The 17,931-nt window shown below is 72.0% G+C and carries 10 protein-coding genes; 4 read left to right on the top strand and 6 right to left on the bottom strand.

The genetic code is table 11. The features are described from left to right. Positions 1–96 precede the first annotated feature (96 nt). On the bottom strand, positions 97–438 hold the full coding sequence (locus WME89_RS10620) for a cupin domain-containing protein (RefSeq protein ID WP_438009101.1): 342 nt from the start codon (positions 436–438) through the stop codon (positions 97–99). Between the two features lie 399 nt (positions 439–837). Here WME89_RS10620 and WME89_RS10625 point away from each other — a divergent pair, with 399 nt between their 5' ends. The 4 genes from WME89_RS10625 (at position 838) to WME89_RS10640 (ending at position 9,257) form a co-directional block, all read left to right on the top strand. Next, on the top strand, positions 838–3,288 hold the full coding sequence (locus WME89_RS10625) for a serine/threonine-protein kinase (protein WP_438009102.1): 2,451 nt from the start codon (positions 838–840) through the stop codon (positions 3,286–3,288). Positions 3,289–3,550: 262 nt separating this feature from the next. After that, the gene (locus WME89_RS10630) at positions 3,551–5,056 is read left to right on the top strand and encodes a protein kinase domain-containing protein (RefSeq protein WP_438009103.1); all 1,506 of its coding nucleotides are present in this window, start codon (positions 3,551–3,553) and stop codon (positions 5,054–5,056) included. A 5-nt stretch (positions 5,057–5,061) separates the two neighbouring features. Next, positions 5,062–7,308: a protein kinase domain-containing protein gene (locus WME89_RS10635; RefSeq protein WP_438009104.1), complete on the top strand. Its 2,247-nt coding sequence runs from the start codon at positions 5,062–5,064 to the stop codon at positions 7,306–7,308. Positions 7,309–7,598: 290 nt separating this feature from the next. After that, positions 7,599–9,257, top strand: a complete 1,659-nt coding sequence (locus WME89_RS10640) for a protein kinase domain-containing protein (protein ID WP_438009105.1) — start codon at positions 7,599–7,601, stop codon at positions 9,255–9,257. A 410-nt stretch (positions 9,258–9,667) separates the two neighbouring features. Here the strand turns inward: WME89_RS10640 and WME89_RS10645 are convergent, their stop codons facing one another. From WME89_RS10645 to WME89_RS10665, 5 genes are all read right to left on the bottom strand, one after another. Next, a complete protein-coding gene (locus tag WME89_RS10645) occupies positions 9,668–11,191 on the bottom strand; it encodes a PGRS family protein (RefSeq protein WP_438009106.1) in 1,524 nt (507 codons plus the stop codon). A gap of 162 nt (positions 11,192–11,353) precedes the next feature. Then, positions 11,354–12,340 (bottom strand): tetratricopeptide repeat protein, encoded by a 987-nt coding sequence (locus tag WME89_RS10650; protein ID WP_438009107.1) that lies wholly within the window; start codon positions 12,338–12,340, stop codon positions 11,354–11,356. An 81-nt stretch (positions 12,341–12,421) separates the two neighbouring features. Then, positions 12,422–13,858, bottom strand: coding sequence for a PGRS family protein (locus WME89_RS10655; protein ID WP_438009108.1), 1,437 nt, complete (start codon positions 13,856–13,858; stop codon positions 12,422–12,424). Between the two features lie 1,412 nt (positions 13,859–15,270). Beyond that, positions 15,271–16,866 carry a hypothetical protein gene (locus WME89_RS10660; protein ID WP_438009109.1) on the bottom strand — a complete coding sequence of 532 codons (1,596 nt, stop codon included), beginning with the start codon at positions 16,864–16,866 and terminating at the stop codon, positions 15,271–15,273. A gap of 12 nt (positions 16,867–16,878) precedes the next feature. Continuing rightward, complete coding sequence (locus tag WME89_RS10665; protein WP_438009110.1) at positions 16,879–17,874, bottom strand: tetratricopeptide repeat protein; 996 nt, start codon at positions 17,872–17,874, stop codon at positions 16,879–16,881. Between the last annotated feature and the right edge of the window lie 57 nt (positions 17,875–17,931).

Genomic DNA, 17,931 nt, shown 5'->3' on the forward strand with positions numbered 1-17,931 from the left:
GTCCCGTGCGGAGGCGAATTCCTCTGCAGGCGACCTCTTCACTCGAGAGGGCGCAATGTACCCGATGCCGCGACCGGGTCTCGTCGGGTGGCTTTCTCAGGACTCGTCGCGCCCGTGCACGCTGGCGGGCGGACTGGTCGCCTCGACCGCCGTGAACGGTTCAATGATCCTGTAAGAGTGCAATGCGCCCTTGGGCACCGTCCAGGAGTCGCCCGGCTCGAGGCGCACCATCTGCCCCTCGATGTGCAGCTCGGCGCGCCCCTCGATCACGAACCCCACGGTCTCATAATCGCGAGCGGTCGGCTGTTTCTCGTCGCCCGGCGGCTCGCGCTCCCAGAGCCGCATCGATACCTGGATTCCGGAGGCCAGGTATTTCTGTCCCATCTGGCCTCTCGGAGAGCGGCCGGAGGAGACCTTCATGATGGTTGTGTCGCTCATCTGCGCCTCGCTTTCATCCTCGATCGATCCGTCCGGTCATCTGCCCGGTTTGTCGAGAAGCGTGGGCGCGATCGTGGATTCGAGCCTGACTGGAGCGAATCAGGGTTCTCCCGCTTTCGTGGTCCGTCGCTCCTCGTCGGTCTTTCGTCGCACAGAACGTATCGCGACCGCCCGAACTGCTGTAGGATGGATCGCTCAGGAGGCGCGACCCGTGGACCTGGGGTTCGGATGCTACGTTGCGCGGGAGCGCGCGCAGGAGGGGTCGCGCGGAGCGAGCGCGGGGCGGCGTGGGCATCCGGGGGGAACAGGGCGCGGCCCCGCTCGCCTCGCCCCGCTGGCCGCGATCGTCCGGGCGCGCTCCGCGAGGTCGAGGCGCGCTTCGCCGCTGGAAAGTCGCTGATGTCCCCATCGAAGAGTTCGACGTTGCTCGCGTCCGGCGTGCTGATCGACAGGAAGTACCGGCTCGTCCGCCAGATCGGCGAGGGGGCCATGGGCGTCGTGTGGTCGGCGGTGAACGTGGCGACCGCCCGCGAGGTGGCGCTGAAGCTGATCCACCGCCCCGAGGCCGAGTTCCGGCTGCGGCTGCAGCGCGAGGCGCGCAACTGCGGGGCGCTGCGGCACCGGAACGTCATCGACATCTACGACATGGGGGAGACGGAGGCCGGCGAGCCGTTCCTGGTGATGCAGCTGCTCACGGGCGAGACCGTGGCCGAGCTGCTCGCGCGGCGGCGCAAGCTCGAGCCGGCGGTCGCCGCGTCGATCGGGCGCGACGTGGCGCGGGGGCTCGCGGCGGCGCACGCGATGCACACCATCCACCGCGATCTGAAGCCGGCGAACATCTTCCTGCACCGCGAGCCGGACGTGGACGAGCCGGTGGTGAAGGTGCTCGATTTCGGGGTCGCCAAGAACCTCTCGGTCAACGACGGCCTGCACACGGTGCAGGGCGGCGCGGTGGGGTCGCCGCTCTACATGAGCCCGGAGCAGGTGCGGGCCGAGCCGAACGTCGACCACCGCGCCGACATCTGGGCGCTCGGCGTGGTGCTGTTCGAGATGCTGACCGGCGTGCGGCCGTTCCAGGGGGACGCGCAGGCGGTGTTCATGGGGATCCTGACGGGCGAGATCCCCACCGTGTCCAGGTACCTGCGGCGCGTGGACCAGGGGCTCGTCGATCTGATCGCCCGGTGCATGCGGCGGGATCGCGCGGAGCGGATCGGGTCGGCGGCGGAGATCGCGGCGCAGCTCGACCGGTACGCGGGGCGGGGCCTGGACGCAGCGTCGCGGCAGTCGTTGTCGGAGGGCTACGCGCTGCAGCCGGCCGAGGGGACGGGCGGCGGGGCGCAGGGGGCGCAGCCCGGGTCGGGGAGCGCCGTCGCGGGCCTCGCGGGGCCGGCGGCGGTCGCGGAGCCGAGCTCGGTGAGCGCGGGCGCGCTGCCGCTGGCGCTGCTCGGCGGCGGGCCGCGGGCGCCGGTGCCGCTGCATGACGCGCCGGGGTCGGCGAGGTTGCCTTCGCTGAATCCAGGGCAGGTGGCGGCGCTGGGCCAGCCGGCGGCGCTGGGCCAGCCGGCGGGGGCGCGGGACGCGGCGGGCGCGGCGCCTCGGCGCGCGGGGAGCTCGGCGCAGATCAGCGCCGCGGCGCCCGCCGGGAGCGCCGCGTGGGACGAGGATGTGGCGACCCTGCCGCTGGCGAGGGGGAGCGCGGATGCGGTCGGGGCCGCGAGGCAGCGCGCGGGGTCCTCGGGGCAGCACCCGGCAGCGGGGTATCCCGGCGCCGCGCTGCTGACGCCGCTGCCGTCGGCGCAGGTGGCGTCCGCGGTGCCCGGGCTGGCCCAGGCGAGCGCAGCGCAGCCCGCGGCGGCGCAGCCCGCGGCGGGGGCGATGCCGGAGCGCGGAGCCTGGGGAAGCACGGTGCGCATGGCGCACCCGCCGGTGATCCCGGAGCGAAAGCCGGGCGGCAGCGGCTCGGCGGGGGCGGCCAGCAGCGGCCCGGCGGCCGCGCCGATGACCGCAGGCGCGGCCGCGCTGTCGGGCGGGGTCTTCGAGTCGACGGTGAAGCTCGGGGCGGAGGCGGGCGCGAGCACCTCGGACTCGCGGCCTGGCGCGAGCGCCTCGGACTCGCGGACGGGCGACCCGCGGCAGACGGGTAGCTCGTCGACGACGCCGCTCGTCTCGAACCACCCGTCGGTCCATCAGACCGGCGCGCACGCGGCCCAGGACGCCCGGGATTCGACGCTGCACGGCGGCGACGATCAGAAGCGCCGGAGGACGGCCGCGACGCTGGCGATCGCGGCCGCCGCGCTGTCGCTGATCGTCGTGGGGATGCTCATCGCCCTGCGATCGGGCGAGACGTCGCCCGCGGCGCCAGAGTCGCCCGCGGCGACAGAGCTGCCCGGGAGCGTGACGCCGCCGGCGAACAGCGCCGGTGGCGACACGGGCACCGTGCCGGAGCGCGGGGGCGCGCTGCCGCAGAACCAGGCGCCGACGGCGCAGCCCACCGAGGCGCCGCCGGGCTCCGCGACGCCCGCGACGCCCGTTCCGCCGGCGCCGAGCGCCCTTCCGGTGAACAGCGCTGGCGCCGCGCCGGGCGGCAACGCTGGCGCCGCGCCGGGCGGCAACGCTGGCGCCGCGCCGGGCGGCAACGCTGGCGCCGCGCCGGGCGGCAGCGCCGGTGCGGCGACCGGTCGCGGCGCCGGTGCAGCGGTGGCGGCGGCGAGCAGCGCGAAGCCGCGCGCTTCATCGAGCTCGCCCGCGCCGGCGGCGCCGCAGAGCGCGAAGCCGCCGTCAGGGGCGAACCCGTGCGCTGCGCTCAAGTTCATGGAGAAGAAGATGTGCGAGGCGAGGCTCAAGAAATAGGCTCGCTCTCTCTCCGCACCTCGGCCACGCCTCACCCGATGACACCAAGGTCGCGCCCGGATTCGCGTGGTGCGACGCGGGCGTGACGTTCAGGTGTGCTGATCGCGCTCCGCGCTCGGGAGCACCGGAGCCTGCCTCGCGCTCCTGTGCTTCTCCCGGCCCCGCGCGCGCCTTTGCTTGACGGTGCGCTGCCTCACCTGCGACAATTGCCCCCGAGCGCCCTTCATCCGCCTTCTGCGCCCGCCCTTCAGCGAGTCCACCCATGCAGTCTCCCTCGCCTCCTGCCGCGCCGCCGCCAGGTGCGCTCGTTTGCGGCAAGTACCGCCTTCTTCGCCGGATCGGCGAGGGCGCGATGGGGGTCGTCTGGGCAGCGCACAACGAGGCCACCTCGCGCGAGGTGGCGCTCAAGCTGCTGGTGCGCCCTGACCCGGAGCTCCGCGTCCGGTTGCTCCGGGAGGCGCGCGCTTGCGGCGCGGTGAGCCACCGGAACATCGTCGATATCTACGACGCTGACGAGGCGGAGAATGGCGATCCGTTCCTGGTCATGCCGCTGCTCTCCGGCGAGACGCTCTCGTCCTTGCTCAAGCGCAGGCGAAAGCTGGAGGTCCCGGAGGCGTCGCGCATCGCCCGGGACATCGCGCGCGGCCTCTCCGCCGCGCACGAGCGCGGCATCATCCACCGCGATCTGAAGCCGTCCAACATCTTTCTCCACACCGAGCCTGGCGAGAGCAATTACGTCGTCAAGATACTCGACTTCGGCGTGAGCAAGTTCCTCACCGGGCCTCAACAGATGCGCACCGCGACTGGCATCCTCATCGGCTCGCCGGCGTACATGAGCCCGGAGCAGGTGCGGGCGCAGGGCGATATCGATACGCGCGCGGACCTCTGGGCGCTCGGCGTGGTGATGTTCGAGATGCTCACCAGCAGGCGACCGATCCAGGGCAGGGCGCACGAGCTCCTGCGGAACGTGCTGCAGGGCGACATCCCGACGGTGTCCCAGTTCGTCTGGCAGATCGATCCCGGCCTCGACGCGCTCGTCTCGCAGTGTCTCCAGCGCGATCGCGAGAAGAGGCCGCGCTCGGCGGCGGACGTCGCGGCGGCGCTCGAGTCGTTCGTCACGCCGTCGGCGCCCCCGCGCGTCAACTCGTCGCCGGACCTCCGGTACGAGGTGCCACAGCACCTCGGGCGCGGGTCGTGGGGCGGGGCTGCGGTCGGGCCGCCGCCGGCGACCGCGACGCCGCTCCCGGCGTCGGTGGCGCGCCTGCAGGCACAGCAGGCACAGGCGAGCGCGCCGACGCCATCGCCGCGCGGGGCGGCGGGCTCGTCGCCGGGGCTGCCGCCTCCGGCGAGCGGAGGCCCGGCGGCACCGGCTGGCCAGAGGTGGGCGTCGAGCAATCCTCTGCTGGGGGAGCACGGGACGATCAAGCTCTCCCCGGGGCAGGCGGCCGTGTATCGGCCGGCGCAAGGTGCGGTGTCGGCGCCTGGGGTGCCGGTGAACGGCACGGTGCCGCTCGGGCCGATCTCGGCGCCGCGGCGGTCGTCGCCTGAGCGTGCCCGGTCGCCGGTCCTGTGGATCGCGGTGGCGGTGCTCGCGGCGGCGCTCCTCGTGGGGATCGGCATGGCCGCGGGGTATCTCCTGCTGCGGGCCGGGGCGGAGAGCCCGAGTGGCCGGGGCGGAGAGCGTGCTACGTTCCGTGACGCCCTCGCGCTCGTGAGGGGCAAAGAGACCTCGCGCGCCGCGGTGCTGCGCGCAGAACAACCCTGTTGAGCTCGATGTCGAAGTCCTTCACGCAGATCGCTGCTGGCCTGGTGATCGCCGAGAAGTACAAGCTGGTGCGGCGGATCGGGGAGGGGTCCATGGGCGTCGTGTGGGCGGCGCTCAACCTGTCCACGTCGCGCGAGGTGGCGCTGAAGCTGATTCACCGCCCGGATCCCGAGCTCCGGCGGCGGCTGCAGCGGGAAGGGCGGAACGGCGGGGCGCTGCGGCACCGCAACGTCATCGACATGTATGACATGGGGGAGACCGACTTCGGTGAGCCCTTCCTCGTGATGCAGCTGCTCGTGGGCGAGACGCTCGCGGAGCTGCTCCAGCGCCGGCGGCGGCTCGACGCGGACGTGGCGGCGTCGATCGGGCGCGACGTGGCGCGGGGCCTGTCGGCGGTGCACGCGCTGCACATCGTCCACCGCGATCTGAAGCCGGCGAACATCTTCCTGCACCGCGAGCCGGACGCGGACGAGCCGGTGGTGAAGGTGCTCGATTTCGGGGTCGCCAAGAACCTCGCCGTGAACGATGGGGTCCGCACGGCGACCGGCGGCGCGGTGGGGTCGCCGCTCTACATGAGCCCGGAGCAGGTGAGGGCCGAGCCGAACGTCGATCACCGCGCCGACATCTGGGCGCTCGGCGTGGTGCTGTTCGAGATGCTGACCGGCATGCGGCCGTTCCAGGGGGACGCGAGGGCGGTCTTCACCGGGATCTTGACGGGGGAAATCCCGAAGGTTTCCCGGTACGTGCGGCGGATCGACCCGGGGCTCGTGGAGCTCGTGGCGCGGTGCATGGCGCGCCACCGGGACGACCGGATCGGGTCGGCGGCTGAGCTGGCGGACCTCCTCGATGGCTACACGGGCGCGGGCGCGCGGTCGGGCGTGGGGACGGGCGCCGCCGTGGGGGGCGGGGGGCTCGGGATGGCCGGGGGGGCCGGGATGGCCGGGGGGCCCGGGATGGCCGGGGGGCTTGGGATGGCCGGGGGGCCCGGGATGGCCGGGGGGCCCGGGATGGCCGGGGGCGGCGGGCAGATGGCGCTGGCCGAGGCGCCGGGGTTTCCCGGCGGAGGGCCGGCGGGGGCGCTGCTGTCGCCGGTGGCCGGTGGGATGGTGGCCGGGGCGCCGCGGCACAGCGAGCCTCCGGCAGGGCCGCCGCTGTCGCCGAGGGCGGGCGTGGCGCCGGGCGGGTCGCAGCCGGCGCTGATGGCGAGCGCGGTGCCGGCGGGGGCGCCGCTGTCGCCGCTGGGGACGCCGCTGCCGCCGCTGGGGACGTCGCTGCCGCCGCTGGGGACGTCGCTGCCGCCGCTGGGGAGCGCGGCGCCGGCAGGGCCGCTCTCGCCGAGGGCGAGCGCGGCGCCGGGCGGGTCGCAGCCAGCGCGGATGGCGAGCGCGGCGCCGGAGCAGGAGTGGAACGCCGAGCTGACCCAGAAGCTCGAGTTTGACGCCACGACGAGCGCAGAGCCGGGGATGGGGGCCCCGCCGCCAGGGGCGCCAGGGGCGCCAGGGGGGCACAACGACTTCGGGAGGTCGACGACGGCGCCGCTCGTGCCGAGCCCGGAGGCGGCTCGAGCCGGGCAGCCATCGCCGTGGGCAGCGCGAGCGACGCCGCTCCCTGCGCCGACGCTGCAGCCGCGGATGTCGTGGCAGCAGGAGATCTGGAATCGAGTCCCCCGCCCGGTTCTGGCGGCGATGGCCGCCGGCGCGGCAGGCCTGGTGGGCGTCGTGCTCTTCTTTGCCTTGCGCTCGCCAGCGCCGCCGGAGAGCGCCGCGGGGCCCGAGGTGCTGCCGGAGGCCGGGATCGAGGGCGACGCGAGCGCCGCCAGGCAGCCCGAGCCGCCGCCCCCGCCGGCGACCGCTGCGCCTCAGGCTGCGGCGACGCCCGAGCCGCCCAGGGGCGATGAGCCTGTGGACGCAGGCGGAGCGGACAGCGCGGCGGGCGCCGAGACGGCGGCCGCGGTGGAGCAGAAGGAGCCAGCGGTCGCGGAGCGGAAGGAGCCGGCGGTGCCGTCGGCGCCGGCAGCTGCGGCGCCGCCGCCGGTACGGTCCGTAGCTGCGCCGCCGCCGCCGGTACGGTCGGTCGGTGCGGCGCAGCCCGTGATGAAGCCTCCCATGGCGCCGGCCGCGCCGGCGGCGTCGCGATCTGCGCAGCAACCCGCGGCTCGACGGCCGCCCGCGGATCCGTGCGCGGGCAAGACAGGGTTCATCCGGACGAACTGCCTGCGCGAGAACGCGAGGAAGAGGGACCCCTACGCCCCCTGAACGGCGCTGACGGGCTGTCGTGGCCTGTCCCGTCCCGGCGAGAGCGTGGCTTCCGTGGTTCTGGCCGCGCGGGCGCGATGGTGAGCCCGCGCAGGCGGTGGGGCGGCGTTCGTGTTGCAGGGGGCGGTGGATGCGGGAGGGGAGCGCGCTGGGGAGGCGGAGTGGAGGGATCCACGAATCACAGGTGAACGCGCTGCGCCCCTGGCCGGGGTCGCGGCGGAGGCGCTCGGCCTGCGCGACCGGCGTGCGATCGGCTACGCTGCTCCCACTTCCAGGAGGCGCCCCGGCGCATGCAGCTCGAATCAGGCTCGATAATCGCCGGCAAATACCGTCTGGAGCGCCCGCTCTCCGCGGGCGGCATGGGCTCGGTGTGGGTGGCGCAGCACGTCCAGCTCGGCACGCACGTCGCGGTCAAGTTCATGGGGACCGCCTACGCCGGATCGCCGGCGTTCCGCGCCCGGTTCGAGCGCGAGGCGCGCGCGGCGGCGCACCTGAGGAGCCCTCACGTCGTGCAGGTGCACGACTTCGGCTTCGAGCAGAGCGTGCCGTACCTCGTGATGGAGCTCCTGCGCGGCGAGGACCTGAGCGCGCGGCTTTCCCGGGTGCGCAGGCTGTCGCTGCCGGAGACGCAGCGCCTCCTGGTGCAGGCGGGGAAGGCGCTGCGGAGCGTGCACGACGCGGGGCTGGTCCACCGGGACCTGAAGCCGGCGAACCTGTTCCTGGCGCGCGTCGATGGAGAGGACGAGGATCTGCTCAAGCTGATCGACTTCGGCATCGCGAAGGAGACGGCGTCGAAGCTCGTGACCGAGGCCTCGACGACCGGCGAGGTGATGGGGTCGCCGCACTACATGAGCCCGGAGCAGCTCCGGGCCGACCGCGACATCGACGCGCGCAGCGATCTGTGGGCGATGGGCGTGATCCTGTTCCGGATGGTGACGGGGTATCTGCCGTTCCCGGGCGACGTGCTGGCGCAGGTGATGACGCGGATCCTCGTGGAGCCGATCCCCTCGGCGAGGCAGCTCGCGGCGGATCTGCCGCCGGCGCTCGACGCGTTCTTCGCGCGAGCGTTTGCGCGCGATCGGGCGCACCGGTTCCAGAGCGCGCGCGAGATGGTCGAGGAGTTCGGGCGGGCGACGGGGATGCCGGTGTTCTCGTCGTCGGGGGTGGGCGGGTCGAGCCCGTTCGGGTGGACGGCGGTGGGGGCGCCGGGGACGGTTCCTGCGGGGGCCGCGGGGGGTGCAGGTGCTGCGGGGGCTGCGGGACCGAGGGCGCCGGTGGGGGCTGCGGTGCCGGGAGGCAGCCATGGCGCTGGTCCGCAGCTGGCAGCGCCTGGGCAGTTTGCGGGCAACCGGCATGGTCATGCCGTGGCGGCCGGGCAGGAGCCTCCGCCGGGGACGCTGACCGATGCCGTTCACGTGTCGGCGTCGCCGCGACCGCGCTCGAGAAGAGCGCGTGCGGCATGGGTCGCCGTGGCAGCCGCGGGGCTTGCGATCGTGGGGGTGGGGCTCGGGGTGATGCTGCGCCGCACGCTGGAAGCGCCGGGCGCCGCGGTGGAGGCGAGCGCGCCGGCCGACGCGAGGACGGGCGCTGGGACGGGCGCAGCGGAGTCTGCGTCGGCAACGGGTGCTGCGGGGCCTGCGGCGTCTGCGACGGCGGCGGCAGCGGCAGCGCCCGCCGCAGGATCAGCGTCGGCGGCAGCGCCGGCGCCGAGCGTCTTTGCGCCGGAGAACGATGCTGGAGCGAGCGCAGCGCCCGAGCCAACGCAGGCGACGGCAGCTTCGTCGGGAACGAGCGCCTCGCCGGCTGCCTCGGTGCGTCCGGCGGCTCCGGCAGGTTCGCGTACGGTACGGCCGCAGTCCTCGAAACCCGGGAAACCACAGCCGGCGGGTTCGGACCCGTATCCCGAGGAGGCGCCGAAGCAGCCGGACTGGGGGATTGACAAGCTCTGAGACGAGATTCGCGGGAGCGCTTGTCAAGGGGTAGCTGCCACGAGTCGACGTGCGACATCGAAAAACCGATGTCGCACGTCGAGGAGCTGATGTCGCGCTTCGGTTGAACGAAGGTGGACATCGTTCGCTCGAGGTGCAGCCCCCGCCGAGGGCAGTGGAACGTCCGTGTACGGCAGCAGCGCATCGATGGCGGGGCGTTGCGGAGCCCGCGGTGTGCGTCGAGCTGTGCGACGTCACATCCGGGGCGTGCTTCCCGCTCGCTAAGGCGAGCCTTCGCGCTCTGCCCATGATGAGAGATGCTGTGCGATGTCGCACCCGGCCCGTGCACCGATAGCAAATGCGCGCGGCCTGGATCGAGAGATCCACCGCTTCCGGATCGCCGGAGCGAAAACTCCGGTCATCCGCGACGGCTAGTTGAACTCCAGCGAGTCCATCGCGAGCCCAGCGTCTGCAGGCTGGTCGGGGTCGTCGCCCTCGCCACCGGAACCAGCGGCGCCGAGCTGGATGGTCACGCCGTCGGCGGGGGGCGGGCTGCCGCGGAACGCGATGCCGAGGGAATGGCCGCCCTGCCCGCCGCCGCCTCGGCCGCCGGTACCACCGGTGCCGCCCTTGCCTCCGCTGCAGCCGGGGGACATGCCGATGGCATCCTCCGGAACCGTCCCGCCCGGGCCGCCCTCGCCGCCGTCGCCACCCGGCTGCCCGTTGCCTCCGTTGCCGCCATTGCCTGCGTTGCCAGCCTTCAGGGTCACGTTGTCGAAGGACAGCGCGGCGTCGATGCTGATGAGCGCGATGCTGGCGCCGCCGGGCGCGCCGCCGCGTCCACCCAGACCGCCGCAGCCGCCGGTCCCACCGGAGCCGCCGGCTGCGCCGGAGCGGCCCTTCACACCGTCCGGACAGCTTCGGGCCGGCGTTGTCGTCGATGCGCCACGCTGGCCACCACCGCCGCCGCCGCCCTGTCCCTGCGCTCCAATGCCTCCATAGGCGCCGCTGACGCCGGCATAGCCGTCCATGGAGATGGCACCTAATCCCCTGGCACCTGCGCCGGGCGTGCCCATGCTGCGGCTGCTGCCGGTGGCGCCATCCGTGCAGAAGTTCCCATCATCATCGCCCCAGCCGCCCTGTCCGTCGTTGCTGTTGGTCGACACGAGCGGTGTCCCGCTGCTGCCAGCGTATCCCCTGGTCATCCCGCCATTCCCACCGCGACCACCAGACGAATCATCGTTCAGGTCGTTGGAGGTGCCGCAGTCGTTCGTCACAGTGCTTCCACCCGCCACGACAGAACTGTCATCGAGGGAGCACGCATCGCCTCCTGGCTGTCCTGGCACGCCCGCCATGGCAGGGGTCGCGCGAGGTACTCCGTCCGCTCCCTGTCCTGCATCTCCGGCTTCGAGCTCGCACCGGACGAGCTCGACGATCGTGCTGAGCGCGATCGCCCCGATCGACGAGAGCCCCGGGTCGCCTGCCTCGCGGGTCGGCTGCGCCACGACGCGCACGTCCTCGATGTGCACGGCCCCCGGCAGCCCGCGCATGGTCAGCGGGATCTTCCCGGCCTCCGCGGTCAGGATCGTCTTCTGCGCGTCGCCGACCCACTTCCAATCGTCGCCGCAGTCGAGCCCGCCAAAGATCGTGACACCGCCGGGCACCTCGACGGCTTCGTTGAACTCCTCGCCGTCGCCTGCGCATGCGTAGACGCGACCGGTCCCGTTCTGCTGGGCGAGCGCAATGGCCTGTTGGAGCGAGCCGAGCGGATCGTTCTTGGCTCCCGAGCCCTCGGAACGGGATCCGCTTGCCGACACGAACACGCCGCACGTCTCATCCACGCGGCCGGTCGCCTCGCGCGGCACGCACTCGACCACCGGGCCCGTAGGATCGGGCGGTTCGGGCGGATCCTGCGGCTCCGAGGGATCTTCAGGGTCAGCGTCAGGTACCTGCATCCCTGCGTCACCGTCTGTGCACTGGTACCGCTCACTGCAATCAGCTCGGAGGCAGCCCGCCGCCTGCATCGCAGCGACGATCGATGCCATGACCAGCGCCGAAGCTCCGTGCGTGGCGAGCCGCCTGGTCCTCTTCACCTGTCGGTTCATGGGCTCCTCGATTCAGAAAGACCCGCCTGCGACGATCCCCCCGCCGCCTGGCGTCACGACCGGGAGGACGCGCATCTGCCTCCCCGGCTCGCTCGGCGAGGTCACCAGCCAGGCGTAGCCGAGCGTGCCAAGCGCGGCTGCGCCTCCGCCGATGAAGCTCCACAGCGCCAGGTTGCTGAACAGGTACTGGTCGTCCACGATCGAGCTCAACTTGTCGCACTGCACCGCCACGCTGTCCGCGGGGGGCTTCGAGCAGATCGTAGATCCCTGGAACGTGGGATCGACCACGTTCCGTTGCTGACTCGCATCGCCTGCCTTGCTGTTGGCGACCAGCGTGAATGCAGTCCCCGCGAGCACACCGACTCCAGCGGTGATTCCGCCGCCGATGAACATGGCCATCCTCGCATCGCTCCCCGAAGACGCAGCCGGGCCGTCCGCGGGCGCTGATGATGCTGCCTGTGGGGGCGTCAAATCGAGGGTGACGTGCTCTCTCGTTCCCTCGTTCAATCGGATCATTCTTGTCATCGAGTTCCGGCCTGGTGCGACGGCGACCAACGTGTGGTCGCCGGGATCGCGTTCCACCGGCAGTGCCTGGTCGATGCGTTGCCCGTCCAGCGTCAGGTTCACACCGCCCTTCGCCGTGCCGATGATCGCGACCACCAGGGCCGGGATGCGGGGTCTCAGGGCCGCGAGCTCGACCTTCGCGTCGGCCTGGGCCTGATAAAATGCGCCGGGAGCGCTCGCTGCGAGCGCCTCATCCACGACGCGCTGATAGAACGAGCGCGCCTCGATGAGCCGACCGATCCGCTCGCAGGAGCGCGCGGCCATGACGAGGAACGGAGGCGCGTGGACCTGGGCCTCGGCGTGACGAAAGGCCGTGAGCGCGTCTTCATAGCGGCCGGCATTGAAGAGCTCCCAGCCCTTGCCGGCGAGAGCGCGGGCCGCGGCCTTCGCCTCCGCGGTCGGTTGGGCTTGCTGCGCGATGGCGGTGGCCGGCACGTACGGGAGCGCGAGGGCGAGGAGCAGACCGAGGCGGAGCTGTCGGCGGGATCTCATGGTGATGAGGCGAATCCGGGCGGTTCAGTTGAACTCCAGAGAGTCCATCGCGAGCCCAGCGTCGGCGGGGTTGTCGGGGTCGTCGCCCTCGCCACCGGAGCCAGCGGCGCCGAGCTGGATGGTCACGCCGTCGGTGGGGGGCGGGCTGCCGCGGAACGCGATGCCGAGGGAATGGCCGCCCTGCCCGCCGCCGCCTCGGCCGCCGGTGCCACCGGTGCCGCCCTTGCCACCGTTGCAGCCGGGGAACATGCCGCTGGCACCCATCGGAACCGTCCCGCCCGGGCCACCTTCGCCGCCGTCGCCACCCGGCTGCCCGTCGCCTCCGCTGCCGCCATTGCCTCCGTTGCCAGCCTTCAGGGTCACGTCGGCGAAGGACGGCGCGGCGTCGATGCTGATGAGCGCGATGCTGGCGCCGCCGGGCGCGCCGCCGCGTCCACCTCGACCGCCGCAGCCGCCGGTCCCACCGGAGCCGCCGGCTGCGCCGGAGCGGCCCTTCACACCGTCCGGACAGCTTCGGGCCGGCGTTGTCGTCGATGCGCCACGCTCGCCACCACCGCCGCCGCCGCCCTGTGCCTGCGCTCCAGGGCTTCCGGGGGCGCCGCTGACGCCGGCATAGCCGTCCACGGAGATGGCACCGGGGCCCTTGGCTCCAGGGCCGGGTGTGCCCATGCTGCGGCTGCTGCCGGTGGCGCCATCCGTGCAGAGGTTCCCAAGACCATCTTGGCCTGTGCCGCCCTGTCCGGCGTCGCTGCTGGTCGACACGAGCGGTGTTCCGCTGCTCCCATCGTCTCCCGTGGTCATCCAGCCATTCCCACCGCGGCCACCAGACGAGTCATCGTTCAGGTCGCCGGGGGTGCCGCAGTCGGTCGTCACAGCGCTTCCACCCGCCACGGTAGAACCGTCATCGAGGGAGCACGCGTCGCCTCCTGGCCTTCCTGGCGCGCCCGCCATGGCAGGGGTCGCCCGAGGTGGTCCGTCCGCTCCCTGCCCTGCATCTCCGGCTTCGAGCTCGCACCGGACGAGCTCGACGATCGCGCTGAGCGCGATGGCCGCGATCGACGAGAGCCCCGGGTCGTCTGCCTCGCTGGTCGGCTGCGCGACGACGCGCACGTCCTCAATGTGCACGGCCCCTGGCAGCCCGCGCATGGTCAGCGGGATCTTTCCCACCTCCGCGGTCAGGATCGTCTTGTGCGCGTCGCCGACCCACTTCCAATCGTCGCGGCAGTCGAGTCCGCCGAAGATCGTGACACCGCCCGGCACCTCGACGGCTTCGTTGAACTCCTCGCCGTCGCCTGCGCATGCGTAGACGCGACCGGTCCCGTTCTGCTGGGCGAGCGCAATGGCCTGCTGGAGCGAGCCGAGCGGATCGTCCTTGGCTCCCGACCCCTCGGAGCCTGCTCGGCTTGCCGACACGAACACGCCGCACGTCTCGTCCACGCCACCCGTCATCTCGTGGGGCACGCACTCGACCATCGGGCCCGTAGGATCGGGCGGCTGCCCGCCTTCGCCTTCGCCTCCGCTCCCGGCTCCCCCTCCGCTCCCGGCTCCCCCTCCGCTCCCGCCGCCGCCCGGGCAACCTTGATGCCGGTCTACACAGTCCGGTTCCGGGGTATCATAGACACAGCTCGATGCTTGCAGTGCGGCGACCGTCGATGCCATGAACAGCGCCGAAGCCCCGTGTGCGACGAGCCGCATCGCCCTCTTGGTCTGTCGATTCATGGACTCCTCGACTCAGAAAACGCCGCCAACGACGATACTCGCGCCGCCTGCGGTCACAAGCAGAAAAATGTGCACGAGCTTCGCTCCTGGCGGGCTCGACGACCTTGCAGGCAAGAGCCCGATTGTCCCGAGCGCACCGGCTGCTCTGCGGAACACGCTCCGCAGCGCCACCATCGCCTCCGCGTCCGTGGCTCGGCGTCCAGGGTCGTCGATCAGGGGAAGATGCATGGTCATCATCTTACCTTCCGGCAAACGGCTCGCCGCCGTTTTTTTCGAACCCGTGCATCCGCTGGGGGCTCGTGGCGCTGCGGACGGGTCGGATGCGCATGTACGTCGTGCGACCTTACTTCTCCGCCGTCCTCGCCTCGACAGGCGTTACCCGCTGCCGTGGACGCTGGCGCGGCGGCTCTGCCTGCTCAACGGTCTCGGCCGCAGGGGCGTCGCGTGGCAACCTGCGCACTTGGAGGACAGCGCGCTCCACCCCGAGGGCCCATATTCCGGGCAGCGGGAGGCGCCATCGTCAAGCGTGGCGAGGGGCGGTCCCGTTGTCGCGGTCCATGTCGTGCCGCGCTGCCTTTGCCGATTGAGCAACGAGTAACGGAGTCGAGCGGCACACCTTCGGCCGGCGGCCGGGTGTCAAGAGGGCGGTGCGATGCCGTGGCCACCGAGGCGGCTGACGCTCGCTCCGCCGTTGCCGCCTCATCCGGCATCGACGTGCGAGCCGGAGCTCATTCCGGTCGGACCAGTGTGCTTGGGTTCCTGCGGCGCACCAGAGGCCGCCGTTAAGCGTGAGCGGGCCAGGGCGCCGCAGCTTCCCTCCCGCTGGGCCCCACGGCTGCCCTGGGCCCCATGGCTCGGCAGGTTACCGAGCGCCTTCCAGGCGCGCGTCGTCACACGTGGTGAAGGAGAGGTAAGGACGTGGGAACGGCACCATTGTGGGCCTGGAGCGCCTCGATATAGCGCTCGTTCTGGTCGTGGTCCCAGCCGCGGTGGGAGAGCGTGCGGGCCGTCTCCCTGGCCGAGGCGAGGGAAGGGCGGTCTGAGCGGAGGCGCGCGCCGCGAGGAACGCTGCCGCGGGGAGCGTGTCTGCACGGAGGGCAGAGGAAGCAGGCGACGCTGCGGGCGTTGGCGGGATCGTGCGCCCAGGCGAGCGACTACTGGCCGCTTTGCCTGGGGAGTAACAGCACGTCGGCGGCGCGACCGGTCGTGGTCGTGGCGTCAGGGCCACGATTGCCGTTGATGCCGGCTGCACCGAAGGTGATCGTGCGGCCGGCGGTGGGCGGCCGTTGGCCGACGTAGGCGATGCCGAGCGAGTGCCCGCCGAGACCTCCGCCGCCATGCCCGCCGTCGCCGCCCTTGCCGCCCTGGCCGCCGTTGCAGCCGCGGCTCAGGGCGCCCACGTTCCGTCCGCCGTTGCCACCTGGGCCGCCTGCGCCGCCGAGCTGACCTGGTTCTCCGTCGCCGCCTTTACCGCCGTTGCCGGCTTTCAGCACGACGTCCTCGAAGGAGACCGTCGCGTCAAGGCTGATCAAGGCGATGCTCGAACCGCCGAAGTGCCCGCCCTTGCCGCCCTGGCCGCCGCAGCCGCCCGAGCCTCCGTTGCCGCCGCTGGCGCCGCCTGTTCCGGGGAAGCTCGCGCACTCGACGGTGCTCCCCCTGGCCCCGGCGCCACCGCCGCCGCCCTGAGCGGTAGATCCATTGGTCCCGTCGGTCCCGGGGACGCCGGTGTAGCCGGCGATCGAGAGGATTCCGATCTTGTCTGCCTCTCCGCCGGCGCTGATGCCGGACGTGCCCGGGGAGCCGTCGCTTCCCGCCACGTCATCGGCAAGGCTGCACGAGCCATCGTCGAGGTGAGTGCCAGCATTCTCGCGAAAGCCGCGGTCCGGGTCGCCAGCGAGCCCATCGGCCTCTTGATTGGTAAGACCTGGTCCGCCAAGCCCACCAACCGAGTCGTCGCTCGTGTCACCCGGTGTTCCGCAGTCGTTGGGAACGAAATTATCCGTTTTCACAATGGTGTCTGAGCAAGCCGCCTTGCCATCAGTGCCCGGAGTGCCTGTCGGCGCGCTTTCCGCCATCGGTTGCTCTGGGTCCGCCCCGTCCGCCCCGTTCGCCGCATTCTGGGCCTCGAGCTCGCAGCGCACAAGATCTACGCTGCCCCCGTCGGCGATCATCGCGATGGAGGACTGCCCGTCCACATTCGGATCGCTCTCCGCTGCCAGGACCTTCACGTCCTCGATGCGCAATGCCCCGCTCGCCGGGCGCATCGTCATCGGCACCTGGCCTGGGTCGGTCGTCAGAACCGTCCGCTTGCCCTCCTTGCCCCACTTCCAGTCATCCTCGCAATCGAGGCTGCCGAAGATGGTGACGCTGTCGTCGATCTCGATGGTCTCCTCGAATTGCTCGGCGCACACATACACGGCTCGCTTGCCGTTCTCTTGGGCGCGACCAATGCCCTCCTCGATCGAGGCGAGGGGCGCCTCCTTGGTGCCCGCCGCGCCCGGCTTCCCCCTCGGCGCGAGCGCCACAAACACACCACAGGAGTCGTCCAGTCCCACGGTCGTCTTGCTGGGCACGCACTTATCCACAACGATCATGAGCGGCGGCTCCATGCAGGCATGCCGGTCCGGAAAATCGCAGGGGTCTGTGCTTTTACAACTCGCAGCGTGCAGCGCCGACGTCGTGGCCAGCACGAACAGCGCCGAGACCCTCCGAGCAGCGAGCCGCATCGTCATCTTGGTCTGTCGATTCATGCGTTCCCCGGCTCAGAAGGCCCCGCCGGCGACGATCCCGCCGCCGTTGGGTAACACGAATGGAAGAATGCGCGCATGCGCCTTCTCAGGTGCGCTCGACGACGCAGCAATCCAGTAGCCGAGCGTTCCGAGCGCGACCACGCCCCCGCCAATGAAGCTCCCCATCGCCAGGTTGGTGAAGAGATCTCGGTCGTCGACCAGCGAGTTCAGCTTCTCGCACTGCTGCGCCGGATTGCCAGCGGCAGGTTCCGCGCAGTTTATCGTTCCACCATTGATGGCATCGACCACATGCCACTGCTTCCTCTTGTCGCTCGCCTTGCTGTTCGCGACGAGTGTGAACACAACCCCCGCGACCGCTCCTGCTCCGGCCGCAACGCCGCCGCCGATGATCAAGGCCGTGCTCGCACCGTTCCCAGCGGACGCGGGGGCGCGATCCGGAGGCGACGCTGCGGGCGATGGTGGCGTCAGATCGAGGAGAACGTGATCCCTCGTTCCTTCCCTCAGTCGAAGCGTCTTCGTCACCGTGCGCTGGCCTGGTACGACCGCGACCAATCGATGTTCGCCAGGGTCAAGCTCCACAGGTGTCGCCGGCGTGATAGGTTTTCCGTCCAGAGCCAGCTTCACCCCGCCTTGCGCCGTGCCCGTGACGGTCACCTCCAGGGTGGGAATGCGTGGTTCCAGCGCGGCAAGCTCCTGTTTCGCGTCGCCCTTTGCCACCACGAACGCCCGCGGCGAACCTGGCGCGAGCTCTTCGCTCACGAGGCGGCGGTATGTCGCACGCGACTCGAGCAGCCGCCCGAGCTTGTCATGGGTGCGCGCGATCATGAGCAAGAACGGCGGAGCGTGCACCGCGGCCTCGGCGCCGCCGAAGGCCTGGAGGGCCTCGGCGTAGCGCCCGTTGTGGTAATGATCCCAGCCGAGGTTGGCGAGCGCGCGGGCCGTCTCCTTGGCCTGGGTCGAGGGAAGGGCGGTCTGAGCGGAGGCGTGCCCGGCGATGAGCGTCGCCACGAGCAACGTACCTGCACGGGAGAGCCAGGGAGAACGACGATGCATGGAGGATGTGTG

The organism is Sorangium sp. So ce321, from assembly GCF_051530195.1.
GTDB lineage: Bacteria > Myxococcota_A > Polyangia > Polyangiales > Polyangiaceae > Sorangium.

Excerpts from the sequence above, each read along its gene's own strand:
- WME89_RS10620 (WP_438009101.1), bottom strand. The coding sequence starts at position 438 with ATGAGCGACACAACCATCATGAAGGTCTCCTCCGGCCGCTCTCCGAGA.
- WME89_RS10625 (WP_438009102.1), top strand. The coding sequence starts at position 838 with ATGTCCCCATCGAAGAGTTCGACGTTGCTCGCGTCCGGCGTGCTGATC.
- WME89_RS10630 (WP_438009103.1), top strand. The coding sequence starts at position 3,551 with ATGCAGTCTCCCTCGCCTCCTGCCGCGCCGCCGCCAGGTGCGCTCGTT.
- WME89_RS10635 (WP_438009104.1), top strand. The coding sequence starts at position 5,062 with ATGTCGAAGTCCTTCACGCAGATCGCTGCTGGCCTGGTGATCGCCGAG.
- WME89_RS10640 (WP_438009105.1), top strand. The coding sequence starts at position 7,599 with ATGCAGCTCGAATCAGGCTCGATAATCGCCGGCAAATACCGTCTGGAG.
- WME89_RS10645 (WP_438009106.1), bottom strand. The coding sequence starts at position 11,191 with ATGCAGGTACCTGACGCTGACCCTGAAGATCCCTCGGAGCCGCAGGAT.
- WME89_RS10660 (WP_438009109.1), bottom strand. The coding sequence starts at position 16,866 with ATGAATCGACAGACCAAGATGACGATGCGGCTCGCTGCTCGGAGGGTC.